At 75.2% G+C, this 13220-nt stretch carries 11 protein-coding genes; 7 read left to right on the top strand and 4 right to left on the bottom strand.

All coding sequences use genetic code 11. The features are described from left to right. Positions 1–21 precede the first annotated feature (21 nt). The 3 genes from LPU43_RS04985 to LPU43_RS04975 all read left to right on the top strand — a co-directional run bounded on the left by LPU43_RS04985 (position 22) and on the right by LPU43_RS04975 (position 5653). Positions 22–1554, top strand: coding sequence for an acyl-CoA carboxylase subunit beta (locus LPU43_RS04985; protein WP_229399017.1), 1533 nt, complete (start codon positions 22–24; stop codon positions 1552–1554). Positions 1555–1667: 113 nt separating this feature from the next. Then, the gene (locus LPU43_RS04980; protein WP_229399016.1) at positions 1668–2825 is read left to right on the top strand and encodes an acyl-CoA dehydrogenase family protein; all 1158 of its coding nucleotides are present in this window, start codon (positions 1668–1670) and stop codon (positions 2823–2825) included. A gap of 155 nt (positions 2826–2980) precedes the next feature. Further along, positions 2981–5653, top strand: a complete 2673-nt coding sequence (locus LPU43_RS04975) for an ATP-binding protein (RefSeq protein WP_229399015.1) — start codon at positions 2981–2983, stop codon at positions 5651–5653. Between the two features lie 271 nt (positions 5654–5924). Here the strand turns inward: LPU43_RS04975 and LPU43_RS04970 are convergent, their stop codons facing one another. Continuing rightward, positions 5925–6428, bottom strand: a complete 504-nt coding sequence (locus LPU43_RS04970) for a MarR family winged helix-turn-helix transcriptional regulator (protein WP_229399014.1) — start codon at positions 6426–6428, stop codon at positions 5925–5927. Between the two features lie 100 nt (positions 6429–6528). Between LPU43_RS04970 and LPU43_RS04965 the strand changes: the two genes are divergently transcribed. Together LPU43_RS04965 and LPU43_RS04960 are read left to right on the top strand one after the other, a co-directional pair. Continuing rightward, positions 6529–7110 carry a YceI family protein gene (locus LPU43_RS04965; RefSeq protein WP_229399013.1) on the top strand — a complete coding sequence of 194 codons (582 nt, stop codon included), beginning with the start codon at positions 6529–6531 and terminating at the stop codon, positions 7108–7110. 413 nt (positions 7111–7523) lie between these two features. Continuing rightward, positions 7524–9002 carry a glutamate-cysteine ligase family protein gene (locus LPU43_RS04960; protein WP_229399012.1) on the top strand — a complete coding sequence of 493 codons (1479 nt, stop codon included), beginning with the start codon at positions 7524–7526 and terminating at the stop codon, positions 9000–9002. A 7-nt stretch (positions 9003–9009) separates the two neighbouring features. Here LPU43_RS04960 and LPU43_RS04955 read toward each other — a convergent pair whose 3' ends face one another. Next, complete coding sequence (locus LPU43_RS04955; protein WP_229399011.1) at positions 9010–10281, bottom strand: hypothetical protein; 1272 nt, start codon at positions 10279–10281, stop codon at positions 9010–9012. A 109-nt stretch (positions 10282–10390) separates the two neighbouring features. On the opposite strand from LPU43_RS04955, the gene LPU43_RS04950 reads away from it, so the two are divergent. Continuing rightward, positions 10391–11089 carry a PASTA domain-containing protein gene (locus tag LPU43_RS04950; RefSeq protein ID WP_229399010.1) on the top strand — a complete coding sequence of 233 codons (699 nt, stop codon included), beginning with the start codon at positions 10391–10393 and terminating at the stop codon, positions 11087–11089. Positions 11090–11165: 76 nt separating this feature from the next. Then, the gene (locus LPU43_RS04945) at positions 11166–11891 is read left to right on the top strand and encodes a PASTA domain-containing protein (RefSeq protein ID WP_229399009.1); all 726 of its coding nucleotides are present in this window, start codon (positions 11166–11168) and stop codon (positions 11889–11891) included. A gap of 7 nt (positions 11892–11898) precedes the next feature. On the opposite strand, the gene LPU43_RS04940 is transcribed toward LPU43_RS04945, so the two are convergent. Next, entirely contained in the window at positions 11899–12360 is a 462-nt protein-coding gene (locus tag LPU43_RS04940; protein ID WP_229399008.1) for a hypothetical protein, read from the bottom strand. A 101-nt stretch (positions 12361–12461) separates the two neighbouring features. Further along, positions 12462–12746: a hypothetical protein gene (locus tag LPU43_RS04935; protein ID WP_229399007.1), complete on the bottom strand. Its 285-nt coding sequence runs from the start codon at positions 12744–12746 to the stop codon at positions 12462–12464. Positions 12747–13220: the final 474 nt, after the last annotated feature.

Below are 13220 nucleotides of genomic sequence, written 5' to 3'. Positions count from 1 at the left end.
CGGTCTGGCGAGGGAGTCGGCGTGACGCTCGACGGTGAGGCACTGGAGCAACTGCGTAAGCGGGCCCGGGCCGGCGGTGCGGACAAGTACCACGCGGCGAACGCCGCCAAGGGCAAGCTCTTCGCCCGGGAGCGGGTGGCGCTCCTGGTCGACGAGGGCTCGTTCGTCGAGGACGGCCTCTACGCCAACGCCCTGGCCGACGGCCTGCCCGCCGACGGCGTGGTCACCGGCACCGCCACCATCGACGGCCGGCAGGTCTGCCTGATGGCCAACGACTCCACGGTCAAGGCGGGAAGCTGGGGCGCGCGGACCGTCGAGAAGATCATCAGGATCATCGAGCGCGCGTACTCGACCGGCGTGCCGATGGTCTACCTGGTCGACTCGGCCGGCGCGCGGATCACCGACCAGGTCGACCTGTTCCCCGGCCGGCGCGGCGCCGGGAAGATCTTCTGGAACCAGGTCCGCGCCTCCGGCTCCGTCCCCCAGGTCTGCGCCCTGTTCGGCCCGAGCGCGGCCGGCGGGGCATACATCCCGGCGTTCTGCGACGTGGTCGCGATGGTCGACGGCAACGCGAGCATGTACCTCGGCTCGGACCGCATGGTCGAGATGGTCACCGGCGAGAAGACGACCCTGGAGGCGATGGGCGGGGCCAAGGTGCACTGCGCCGAGTCGGGCGTGGGGCACTTCCTCTGCAAGACCGAGGCCGACGCGCTCGACGTGGTCCGGCGCTACCTGTCCTACCTGCCGGCGAACTGGACGCAGCCGCCGCCCGCCGCCGAGGCCGTGGCCGCGCCGGAGAAGGCCGATCTGGCCGCGCTCGTCCCGGCCAGCGAGCGGCAGGCGTTCGACATGCGCCGGTACGTCAAGGGCCTGCTCGACGACGGGTCCTTCTTCGAGATCCAGGCGCTCTGGGCCAAGGAGCTGACCATCGGCTTCGGCCGGCTCAACGGTGAGGTCGTCGGCGTGGTCGGCAACAACTCGATGTTCAAGGGCGGGGTGCTCTTCGTCGACTCGGCCGACAAGGCGACCCGGTTCGTGCAGCTCTGCGACGCGTTCAACGTGCCGCTGCTGTTCCTCTCCGACGTGCCCGGCTTCATGGTCGGCAGCGCGGTGGAGAAGCAGGGCATCATCCGGCACGGGGCGAAGATGATCACGGCGATCTCCGAGGCGACCGTGCCGAAGATCTGCGTGGTGGTGCGCAAGGCGTACGGCGCGGGCCTCTACGCGATGGCCGGCCCCGGCTTCGAGCCGGACGCCACGATCGCCCTGCCCACCGCGAAGATCGCGGTGATGGGCGCGGAGGCCGCCGTCAACGCCGTCTACGCCAACAAGATCGCGGCCATCGCCGACGAGGCCGAGCGGGCCGCCTACGTCGCCGCCAAGCGCGAGGAGTACGAGCGGGACATCGACGTCGTGCGCCTCGCCAGCGAACTGGTGGTCGACGCGATCGTCGAACCGCACGAGCTGCGCGCCGAACTGGTCCGCCGGTTCGCCGCCGCCCGCACCAAGGACCGGCACTTCTCCCGCCGTCGGCACGGCGTCACCCCGGTCTGACCGGCGGGCGACCGCCCCCACCCCCGGGCGGCACCGGCACCCCGGATTCGAGAACCACCCCACCCGTCGGCGTCACGAGCGCCCGGCGGAGGAACCCGTACCAGGAGGAACCGATGGACTTCCGGCTCACCGACGAGCAAGAGGCGCTGCGGTCCAGCGTGCGGGACTTCGCCCGCGAGGTGGTCGCCCCGGTCATCGCCGAGCACTACGAGAAGCACACCTTCCCGTACGAGGTGATCCGGCAGATGGGCAAGATGGGCCTGTTCGGGCTGCCCTTCCCGGAGGAGCACGGCGGCATGGGCGGCGACTACTTCGCGCTCTGCCTGGCGCTGGAGGAGCTGGCCCGGGTCGACTCCAGCGTGGCGATCACCCTGGAGGCGGCGGTCTCCCTCGGCGCGATGCCGATCTTCCGCTTCGGCACGGCCGAGCAGAAGGCGCGCTGGCTGCCGAAGCTGGTCAGCGGCGAGGCCCTCGCCGGCTTCGGGCTCACCGAGCCGGGCACCGGCTCCGACGCCGGCGGCACCCAGACCCGGGCCGTGCTGGACGAGTCCACGGACGAGTGGGTGATCAACGGCTCGAAGGCGTTCATCACCAACTCGGGCACCGACATCACCGCCCTGGTGACGGTCACCGCGGTCACCGGCACTCGACCGGACGGCGGCAAGGAGCTGTCCACGATCATCGTGCCGTCCGGCACCCCCGGCTTCACCGTCGCGCCCGGCTACTCGAAGGTCGGCTGGAACGCCTCCGACACCCACGAGCTGACGTTCGACGACTGCCGGGTCCCGGCGGCCAACCTGCTCGGCGAGCGCGGCCGGGGCTTCGCCCAGTTCCTGCGCATCCTCGACGAGGGTCGGATCGCCATCGCCGCCCTCGCCGTCGGCCTCGCCCAGGGCTGCGTCGACGAGTCGATCGGGTACGCGAAGGAGCGTCAGGCGTTCGGCCAGCCGATCGGTGCCTACCAGGCGATCCAGTTCAAGATCGCCGACATGGAGATGAAGGCGCACACCGCCCGCCTGGCCTACTACGACGCGGCGGCCCGGATGCTGGCCGGCGAGCCGTTCAAGCGGCAGGCGGCCATCGCCAAGCTGCACGCCACCACCATCGCGGTGGACAACGCCCGCGAGGCCACCCAGATCCACGGCGGCTACGGCTTCATGAACGAGTACCCGGTGGCGCGGTTCTGGCGCGACTCCAAGATCCTGGAGATCGGCGAGGGCACCAGCGAGGTCCAGCGCATGATCATCGCCCGCGACCTCGGCCTGAGCTGAAAGGAAGGGCACCTTCTTAACGCCCCCGGTGGAGAAGGGAACCCCTGTCACGGGCGACCGCCGGGGGGCCCATTGTCGGATATCCGCGCCGTCGGACGTCGTCAGGGCGACGGTTGCCTGCCGGCCGTCGGACCCGATCCGTAACCTTCCTGCCCATGACTCCCGATCATGACCGTCCGGCGGGCGCGGACGGTCGTACCGGAATGTCTGACCTGCTGCGGGCGCACCGGCGCGCCGCCGGCCTGACCCAGGCCGAGCTGGCGTCCCGGGCGGGCATCGGCGTGCGGACCGTCCGTGACCTGGAGCGAGGTCGGTCCGCGCGCCCGCAGCGGACCACCGTCGACCTGCTGGCCGGTGCGCTGGGCCTCACCGGGCCGGCGCGGGCGGCGTTCGAGGCGGCGGCCCGCGGCCCGGTCCCGCCCGCCGGCCCGGCCCGCGCGGCGTCCGCGTCGCCGGGCTCCCCGCACGTCCCGCCCGCCGGGCCGCCGCCGGTCGCCCATTCCGGCGGCACGCCGGGGGCGCTCCCGCCCCCGGTCGAGCTGATCGGCCGGGAGCGGGACGTGGCCGAGCTGGTCGACCTGCTCACCGCCGAGCACGGTCCCCGGGTGGTCAGCCTGGTGGGGCTGGCCGGGGTGGGCAAGACCGCGCTGGCCCTCACCGTCGCCCACGCCGTCGCCGCCCGCACCCCGGGCGACGTGGCCGGGGTGCTCGTCGGGGAGGGCTCGGACGCGACCGACGTGCTCTCCGCCGTGGCGACGGCGTTCGGCGCGGTCCGCCCGCCCGACCTCACCGTCCGGCTCGCGGCCCGGCCGGCGCTGCTGCTGATCGACGCCGTGGAGCGCGCGCCCGACCCGGTGGCCGAGGCGCTGGACCGGCTCGCCGGGGCGGTGCCCACCCTGCGGGTGCTGGTCACCGGGCGGCACCCGGCCGGGGTGTCCGGCGAACGGGTCCGGCCGGTGGCCCCTTTGGAGGTGCCCCCGCCCGAACTCGACCCGGCAGAGCCGGACGTGCTGGCCGGCTACCCGGCGGTGGCGCTGTTCACCGCCCGCCTGGCCCAGGTGCGGCGCGAGCCGCCGGACCCGGCCGAGCTGCCCGCCCTCGCCGCGCTGGCCCGCCGGCTGGGCGGGCTGCCGCTGGCCATCGAGCTGATGGCCGCCCGCGGGCGCATCCTCGACCTCAACGAGCTTCTCGACCGGTACGGCGACCGCGTCCTCGACCTCGCCACCCCGCCCGTGGCGTCGCCCGGTCCGGGCTGGGCGGCGGCCGAGCCGGGCGGCCGGGCGGGGCACGCGTCCCGGGGTCACCGACCGGCCGGCACGACGGGGGACGGGGCGACCGTCACCCTGCGGGACGCGGTGGCGGCCAGCTACCGCCTCCTCGCCCCGCACGAGCGCGCCGCCCTGCGCCGGCTCTCCACGTTCCGCAACCGCTGGTCCGTGGAGCTGGCCGAGGAGATGCTGGCCGACGACGGCGACCCGGAGGGCACGGTGTCGGTCGACCCGGTGCCGCTGCTGGACCGGCTGCTCCAGCTCGGGCTGCTCAGCGTCCGGGGCACCGGCCCGCTCCGGTTCCGGCTGCTCGACGCGGTCCGGGAGTTCGCGGCCGAGCAGGCTACCGGGGCCGGGGAGCTGCCGGAGGTACGGCGCCGGCACGCCGAGGTCGTCGCGCGGCTGGTGGCCGTGACGGCCGCCGAGGTGGCCGGGGCCCAGCTCCTCCCGGCGCTGCGCCGGCTGGACGAGGCGACCGGCGACATCACCGCCGCGCTGGCCCACGCGGCCGTCGACGATCCGGTGACCGCGCTGCGGCTGGCCGCCGGCCTGGCCCGCTGGTGGCGGTTCCGGGGCCGGGATGTCGTCGGGCGGCAGTGGCTCCGCCGGTTGCTGGCCGACCCGCGTACCGCCGACGCCGACCCCCGGCTGCGTGCGTGGGCGGCGATCGGGGCGGCCCGGCTGGCGGTCGAGCACGGCGCGGCGGCGCAGGAGCTGCCGGCGGCGCGGGACGCCTTGGAGGTCTTCCACCGGGCCGGCGACGTGGCCGGGGAGCTGGAGGCGCGAACGGTGCTCTGCGCGCTGCTGATCGCCACCGGCGGGCACGGGGAGGCGCGCGACCAGGCCGCCGCCGTCCTCGCCCTGGCCACCCGGCATCACCGGGCACGCGACATGGCCGTGGCGCAGAACAACCTCGCCTGGCACGACATCCGGGTGGGGGACCTGGCCGGCGCCCGCCGCCGGCTGGCCGCCGTGGACCGGCTGGCCGCCCAGGCGGGCGAGCGGCGGCTGCGCGTGCTGGCCCGGGCGAACCTCGCCGAGGTGGCCCGGCTGGCGGGCCGGTACGCGGACGCGGTCGCGCAGGGCCGCCGCGTGGTCGCCGGCCTGGCGGAACTCGGCGATCCCGGCCAGCGACGCCGGGCCCTGGGCACGGTCGGGCTGGCGCTGGCCCAGGGCGGGCGTCCGGAGGAGGCGGCCGAGGTGCTGTCGAGCCTGCGTTCCCGCCCCACCTGTGCGGCGGCCCTCCGCTCCGAGCCGGCGCGCGGCTGCCCGGGGCGGCGGCGGGAGGAGGGGGCGTGCGCACTGATCGAGGCGAACATCGCCCTGCGCCGGGGCGACCGGGAGTTGGCCGCGGAGTGGTTCGCCGCCGCGGCCGAGGCGGCGGTCGACGGCCAGGACCGGCGGGACGTGGTGGAGGCCCTGGTCGGGCTCGCGGCGAGCACCGGCGACCCGGACGTGCTCGACCGGCTCGACCGGGCCTGCCGGGAGGGCGGGATCAGCCTGCTGCCCCGGGAGGCGGCCCTGCTGAGCCGCGTCCCCCCGGGTGCCGCGCGGCCCTGAGGTCGGGCGGGGAGAAGGCCGTGGGCCCGTCGGGAAGTTGTCGCAGAAGGGCGGCGGGAGGTTGCCGCGGGGGCGGCGCGAGCGAAGAAGCCCCCTGGCGTTACCCCTCGCTCATCGCTCGCGCCGGCACCCCCCGGTGCGCCCCCGCTGAGATCACAGTAGCCACCGTGGATAGGGCTTTCGTCCCATGCGCCCGGATAGCTGCCGCTGAATGGGTCGGTTCTGCCGGTCTTTCTGCCGGTGGGCGTCGCCACCCGGTCGGACTCCGGCGTCACTTGACGGCCGGCTGCTCCTCCGGGGCCGACTCGACGCTGCCGGCGGTCGCCCCCGGGTGCACCGCGTCGCGCACCTGGCGGAGGCCGTCGAGCAGGGCGCGCAGCGCCGCCGGCTCCAGTTGCCCGGTGAACCACTGCTCGATGATCCGCAGGTGCCCCGGGAGGGTCTCGTCGAGGCGCTTCAGCCCGGCGACGGTGACGCAGGCGTAGGAGCTGCGCCGGTCGGAGGGGCAGGCCCGGCGGCAGAGCAGGCCGTCGCGCTCCATCCGGTCCACCACCCGGGTCACCCCGCTGGTGGAGAGGGAGGTCTGGGCGGCCAGGTCGGTCATGCGCAGTTGGTTCTCGGGCGAGCGGGCGAGGCGGGTGAGCACCTCGAACTCGACCGCGGAGAGGCCATGCTCCTCGAACTGGGCGGCGAACCGGGCCGACAGGCCGGCGTGCGCCTCGAAGAGCAGGCCGACCGCGGTGATCCGGGGGTCGTCGAACACGTTCTGGTCCACGCCTCCATCGTAGCAGTGCTTGACACAGGGAATGTTGTTTCGCTTATAGTTGCTTAGTCAGTCGTTGGGTTCTTAAACGATCTACCCTGGAGGCAGCACCATGACCAGCAGCACCGGACCGGCCACCCGCGAGTGGGACGGTCTCACGATCCCGGCCCCCGGCACCTACCTGCTGGACCCGGCGCACAAGCGGGTCGGCTTCGTCGCCCGGCACATGATGGTCAGCAAGGTCCGGGGTGAGTTCGCGGACGCGACGGCCACGATCACCGTCGCGGAGGACCCGCTGGCCTCCTCGGTGACCGCCACCATCCAGGCCGCCAGCATCGACACCAAGCAGACCGACCGGGACAACCACCTGCGCAGCCCCGAGTTCCTCGACGCGGAGGCGTTCCCGACCCTGGAGTACCGCAGCACGGGCGTGAAGTCCCACGCGGGCAACGAGTTCGTCCTCACCGGCGAGCTGACGGTCAAGGGCGTCACCCGCCCGGTGGAGCTGGAGGTCGAGTTCGAGGGCGCCGGCCGCAGCCCCTTCGGCCAGGACATCTTCGGCTTCTCCGCCTCGGCGGAGATCGACCGCGAGGACTTCGGCCTGACCTGGAACGTCGCCCTGGAGACCGGCGGCGTGCTGGTCGGAAAGAAGATCAAGATCGAGATCGAGGGCGAGGCCGTCCGCCAGGGCTGACCCCGCGCATCCATCGGACCCCGGGCCCGCGCCGCACCAGTCGGCGCGGGCCCGGTGCCGTCCGCCCCTCGGGTGGTGCACCGGGCCGTCGTCCGCCTTCGAGCGTGTCTCGGGTCGCCCGTCCGCCTTCGGGCCATGTCTCGGGCCGCTGTCCGCCCTCGGACCGGTCTCGGGCCGTCGGCCCCGAAGGTGCGAATTGTCACGGGTCATTCTCGGTCGCAACGGGTCGACAGCCGTCCCACCTGGGTAGAGAGCCGGTCGGGAGCGCTTTTCCGGGCCGGTCGCGGTCGCCGACACGGTGATCGTCCGGCGTCGGCCTCTGGCCGGGCGCGGTAGGGCGCTTTTACCGTAGATGTTTCACAATGCGCGCTGCGGGGCGGGATGCCCCGTCGCGCCTCGCGCCGGGAGGACACATGGGCAGGGACGTCGAGCAGGGCGCCTTCTCCCGAGAGGACCGGGTCCGCTACCGGCAGAAGGTCCGGCGGTGCCTGGACGTCTTCGCACTGATGCTGGACGACTTCGGGTTCGACTCCGACCGGCCCATGACCGGCCTGGAGATCGAGCTGAACCTGGTGGACCCGGCCGCCGAGCCGGCGATGCGCAACGAGCAGATCCTCGCCGACATCGCCGACCCGCTGTTCCAGACGGAGCTGGGGCAGTTCAACCTGGAGCTGAACGCCCAGCCCCGGCTGATCGAGGGCGCCGGTTTCACCGACTACGAACGGGACCTGCGCGACAGCCTCAACCGGGCCGACGAGCGGGCGGCGACCTCCGACGCCCGCATCGTCCTGGTGGGCATCCTGCCCACCCTCACCGAGCGGCACCTGGTGGCCGACAACCTCTCCACCGCCGCGCGGTACCGGGTGCTCAACGACCAGATCGTGGGTGCCCGCGGCGAGGACATCGAGCTGGACATCCGTGGGGTGGAGCGGCTGCGCACGCACACCGACTCCATCGCGCCGGAGGCCGCCTGCACCAGCCTCCAGTTCCACCTCCAGGTTGCGCCGGACAGCTTCGCCGACTACTGGAACGCCTCCCAGGCCATCGCGGGCGTCCAGGTGGCGGTCGGGGCGAACTCCCCTTTCCTGTACGGCCGCCAGCTCTGGGCGGAGACCCGGGTCGCCCTGTTCCAGCAGGCCACCGACACGCGGCCCGACGAGCTGAAGGCCCAGGGGGTACGCCCCCGGGTCTGGTTCGGCGAGCGCTGGATCACCTCGATCTTCGACCTGTTCGAGGAGAACGTCCGTTACTTCCCGCCGTTGCTGCCGATCTGTGAGGACGAGGACCCGGTCGAGGTCCTGCACGCCGGTGGCGTGCCCGAGCTGGCGGAGCTGCGGCTGCACAACGGCACGGTGTACCGCTGGAACCGGCCCGTCTACGACATCATGAACGGCCGCCCCCACCTGCGGGTGGAGAACCGGGTGCTGCCGGCCGGGCCGACCGTGGTCGACATGCTCGCGAACGCGGCCTTCTACTTCGGGCTGGCCCGGGGCCTCGCCGAGGCGGACCGCCCCATCTGGAGCCAGCTCACGTTCAGCTCGGCGGAGGAGAACTTCCACGCCGCCGCCCGGCGGGGCATGGACGCGGTCCTGCACTGGCCGCGCCTCGGGGAGGTGCCGGTGACGAAGCTGGTGCTCGACACGCTGCTGCCGAAGGCGGCGACCGGGCTGGACCGCTTCGGCGTCGCGCCGGCCGAGCGCGACCGCCTGCTCGGGATCATCGAGCAGCGCTGCCGCACCGGCCGCAACGGCGCGGTGTGGCAGACCGAGGCCGTCTGGGCCGCCGAGCGCCACCGGGGAATGGACCGCGACGCGGCCCTGCACCACATGGTGCAGCGCTACGCCGAACTCCAGCGGAGCAACGAGCCGGTCCACACCTGGCCGGTCGACTGAGCCGGGGTCAGCGGGCGCGCCGGGTGTCGCGGTGCCTCGGCCCCGCCGGCGGCCGGCGCTGCGTGGCCCCCTGAGCACCCTCCCCGGGTACGGGATCCGAGGCGGCCCCCGCCGCGACCCCGCCCCCGGCCGGGGCCACCGGCCCGGGTTCCGCCCCCGTCTCCGGTCCGGCCGTCGTCTCCGGTCCGGCCGTCGTCTCCGGTCCGGCCGTCGCGTCCGGGCGGGCCTCCGCGTTCGGGCCGGTCCTCGCCTCCAAGGCGGTCCCCGCGTCCGGGCCGGCCTCCGCGCCCTGGTCGGGCCCTGCCGGGACGGCGGCTGGCTCCGTCGGGGCCGGGTCGCTCCCGCCGGAGCGCTGCCGGGGGATCCACCGATCGGTCGGCCCGGTGCCGGCGGCCGGCGCGACGGCCCGCCGCCCGGCCGCGCGCTGGGCCAGCGCGGCGGTCAGCACCGACCCGGCGAAGCCGACGACGACGGCGTACGGGGCGACGAGGTGCGCCGAGACCTGCTCCCTGCCCAGCGTGGTCAGCCCGGGCACGGCCAGCAGGTACGCCAGCGCGACGAGCAGCGGGCCGGCCCCGCCCGAGGCGGCAGCCCCGAGCCGGTGCTCCGCCGACCGGGCGGCCCGGCGCGCGGCCAGCGCCCCGATCAGCAGCGCCGAGCCGAGCGCCAGCAGCGCGCCGGGCCAGTAGAACCAGTCCCGCAGCCAGAAGCCGGCCCGGTCGCCGCTGAACTGCCAGATGCCGAGCTGGGCGGCGGTGAGCCCGCGCCCGGCGAGCACCCCGTCCAGCACCGCGACCACGGCGAGCAGCCAGAGCCAGCCGACGGTGGCGATCACGTTGGCCGCCGCAGCCGGCGAGCGCAGCGCCCAGACCGCCACCAGCAGCCCGATCAGGATGCCCGCACCGGCGTACCCGGCGGCCACGGCCTGCGGGGCGGCGACGCCCGGCACGCTCGCCACCCGGGCCGGCGCGGCCACCAGCAGCGCGGCGACGAGGGCACCGAGCGCTGCGGCGGCCGCCAGCGCGGCGGCCCCGGGACCGCCCGCAGCACCGCGTCGCATGCGCCCGGCGCAGATCGCGCCCGCGACGGTCGAGGTGGCCGCGATCCAGCTCGCCCAGGCGAGGCTCGCCACCCAGGCCGCCTCGCCCGCGCCCGGGCCCGTCGCCGCCGCCCAGTCGATGATGCCCAGGCCGTAGCCGAAGCCCAGTTGGGCCGCGCCCGCGCCGGCAGCGACCCCGATCGCGGTGGCGATCGGTCCTCCCCAGCCCCGTCTGGCCATGCCGGGCAGCGTAACGTCCCGGGATCGGGCCGGCGAGCCTGGTTGAGAGACCGTTTCGGGACGCCTCGCGCAGTCCCGGTACGGTCAGCGATGGTGAGGTGATGGCGCGATGACGGACGGGAACACGGCCGTGTACCCCGGTGAGCCCGGCGCGGCCGGTCCGGGGCGCGGGGCGAAGGTGCTCGGCGGCGGCCTGGCCGCCGCGCTCCTCGCCACGATCGGCGCCGCCGGCGGCTGGGTGCTGGCCGGCGAGGACGCGTCGCCGCCCGTGCCACCGGTCGCGGAGGCCGGCGTCGCCGCCCCCCGGTCCTCCTCCGCCAGCCCACCCGCCCGGACGACCGCGCCGGCGCCCCGGACCAGCGCGCCCAAGCGGTCCACCGGCTTGACCGTCCCGCCCGTGGTGGGCACGGACTTCGAGGACGCCCGGGACGAACTGCGGGAACGGGGGCTGGGCTGGCGCCTGGTCTTCGGTTCGGGGACGGGCCGCGACGTGCAACGTACCGATCCGCCGGTCGGAGCCGAGGTGCGGCGGGGCGTCACCGTCGCCCTCCACGTCGCCGGGGCCGCCCCTGCGGTCGACGTGCCGGACCTGATCGGCGACGACTGCGACGAGGCCGCGGAGGACCTGGTCGAGGAGGGGCTCTACCCGCGCTACCCCACGGGCGGGGCCGGCACCGTCACCGCCCAGGACCCGGAGCCGGACAGCACGGCGTACTGGAACGACGAGGTGGCCCTGACCTGCGGCAAGAAGCAGAAGAAGCCGGACCGGCAGGGCAGCTCACCCCCGGACCGCGGCTCGCCGCGCTGATCCCGGCCGATCCCGTCGGCAGCCGCTAGCGTGGGACGTCGAGGCCCGCGCCGCGCGGTGGGGGAGAGGACGTGCGATGAGCGACGACCGCCAGGACCCGCCCTCCGACGACGCGACCCGTCCGCTACCGGAGCCGGCCGACGGCACCCCGCACGGGGAGCCCACGGACCGGACCCGCCCGCTGCCGCGCTCCGGGGAGACCACCCGCCCGGAGCCGCCCGCCCCGGCCGTGTGGTCCGGCCGCGCCGGGGTGCCACCGCCCCGGCCGGTGGAGTACCGGGAGCCAGCCGCGGGCGAGTGGTACGGCGAGGAGCAGCCCGGCCGGCGCTGGTGGACGCCGATCGCGCTCGGCGTCGTGGCGCTGCTGCTGCTCGGCCTGCTCGGCGGCGGTCTCTGGCTGGCGACGTCGGCCGACGACGGTGGCCCCGAGGAGACCCCTCCGGCGCGACCGACCACGGCCCCGGCGACGACCGGGGCGTCGACCACCGGGGCGACCGAGGCCCCGCCGTCCACGGCGCCTCCGTCCACGGCGCCGCCCTCCACCGAGCCGGTGGAGGTGCCGATGCCGCCGCTCGTGGGGCTGCCCCGGGCGACGGCCGAGCGGGTCCTGGACCGGCTCGGCGTCGACCACCGGGTCGAGACCCGGGTGTCGGACCGCCCGGCCGGCACGGTCGTCGAGACCGACCCGGAGGCGGGCGAGCCGGTGCCGCCCGGCGAGGTGGTCACCCTGGTGGTCGCGGCGGCCCCGACGCCCACGTCGGGCGCGGCCGGCCCGACGGCGGGGGCCACCCCGACGTCCTGAGGGGCGCTCACCACATTCGGCGTCTGGTCCCGACCAGGCCCAGCCCGGCCAGGGAGATGGCCAGGCCGAGGACGCCGGACCAGAACAGGGAGCGGCTCGTGCCGTCCCACCCGGCGGTCGGTGCGCCCGGGTGGCGTCCGGCCCCCACCAGCGTGTCCGCCCCGGCGCCGGCTCCCGCGCCGGCCGGCGCGTCGGTGACCCCGGTGGGGGCCGCCGCGCCGGGGCCGGAGGGGGCCGCCGGGTCGCCCCAGTCGAGCCCGGGTTCCCCGTCGAGAGGCCCGGGCTTCTCGTCGGTCACCGTGATCTCCGGCGCGGGCACCGGAACGGCCAGCTCGGTCGCGGACAGGGCGGGGTAGCGGACCACCAGCACGAGGGTGGTTGCGGCACCGAGGAGCGCCAGCAGCCCGAAGGCGTAGAGGGTGCGGGACCTGTGGTGCCGCCGCGCGGCGGGCAGAATGACCATGACCATCCCAGGTTCAGGGTCCGGGGCGCGCGGGGTGGAGACGTTCGCCGGGGTGGGCGTACCGATCCTATGTCAGCGGCACACCCCGGCACCGGGTTTCGGCGGGGTCAGTGCACCCGGGCGGGCACGCGGGCCGCAGGTCGGCGGGTTCGTGAGGTGTGCTGCCGGGGCTGCGGCGCGGACCGGAGTTGGCGCAGCCCGGCCGCCTGCACGTAGATCGACCGCCGGGTGACCGCCTCCCCCGCCGCGTTCAGCTCGTAGCCGTCGAGCCACACCCAACCCTGGTACGTGGGCCAGTCGTGCGCCTTGATCACCCGGAACATGATCGGTTTGAGGAACTGGACACTCGCCGCGCGCGTCACGTGCAGCACGTCACCTGGGCGGGGAAGCACAGAGGGCTCCTGGGAGGTTCGGCCGGCGGACTTGGCCGGCGGAGGGTGATTCGGGGGACTTCTCGCCCGGCGACGGGGTCGTGCCCCGGTGAACCGGTCTGCTGTGGTGGTGCTGGTCGGGCCGGGCCCGCTGGTGGCGTGCCGTCACCCGACCATCACCCGACCGCTCCCGGTCGTCGCTCCCGCCACCACAGCCAAACTGTCGTGCGGCAGCGGGGCCCTTCCTCCGGGGGCAGGTCTGTCGTGCGGTGCCGGACAGGGGTCGCTCGCCCGGGCGCTCCGTCGCGACGGGAGCGCCCCCGCCCGGCGGCCGACCGGAACGGTGAGTGATCCGAGCCCTACGGACAGATTGCATCAGTCGCGTGATCCTTGCAAGTTGCATGTCGACTTTTGCCGATACGCGAGCGACCCGCGGAAATAGACCTTGATGCCGCTGTCTCCGAAACGGCACACTGGACGCCGGTTTCGCCCGTC

The organism is Micromonospora okii (assembly GCF_020884795.1).
Lineage (GTDB): Bacteria > Actinomycetota > Actinomycetes > Mycobacteriales > Micromonosporaceae > Micromonospora > Micromonospora okii.
This window is presented reverse-complemented; position numbering and strand designations above follow the sequence as displayed.

Bases quoted from the DNA above. Each gene is read 5' to 3' on its own strand.
- LPU43_RS04940 (WP_229399008.1), bottom strand. From the start codon at position 12,360: ATGGTCATGGTCATTCTGCCCGCCGCGCGGCGGCACCACAGGTCCCGC.
- LPU43_RS04980 (WP_229399016.1), top strand. From the start codon at position 1,668: ATGGACTTCCGGCTCACCGACGAGCAAGAGGCGCTGCGGTCCAGCGTG.
- LPU43_RS04955 (WP_229399011.1), bottom strand. From the start codon at position 10,281: ATGGCCAGACGGGGCTGGGGAGGACCGATCGCCACCGCGATCGGGGTC.
- LPU43_RS04975 (WP_229399015.1), top strand. From the start codon at position 2,981: ATGACTCCCGATCATGACCGTCCGGCGGGCGCGGACGGTCGTACCGGA.
- LPU43_RS04960 (WP_229399012.1), top strand. From the start codon at position 7,524: ATGGGCAGGGACGTCGAGCAGGGCGCCTTCTCCCGAGAGGACCGGGTC.
- LPU43_RS04950 (WP_229399010.1), top strand. From the start codon at position 10,391: ATGACGGACGGGAACACGGCCGTGTACCCCGGTGAGCCCGGCGCGGCC.
- LPU43_RS04965 (WP_229399013.1), top strand. From the start codon at position 6,529: ATGACCAGCAGCACCGGACCGGCCACCCGCGAGTGGGACGGTCTCACG.
- LPU43_RS04945 (WP_229399009.1), top strand. From the start codon at position 11,166: ATGAGCGACGACCGCCAGGACCCGCCCTCCGACGACGCGACCCGTCCG.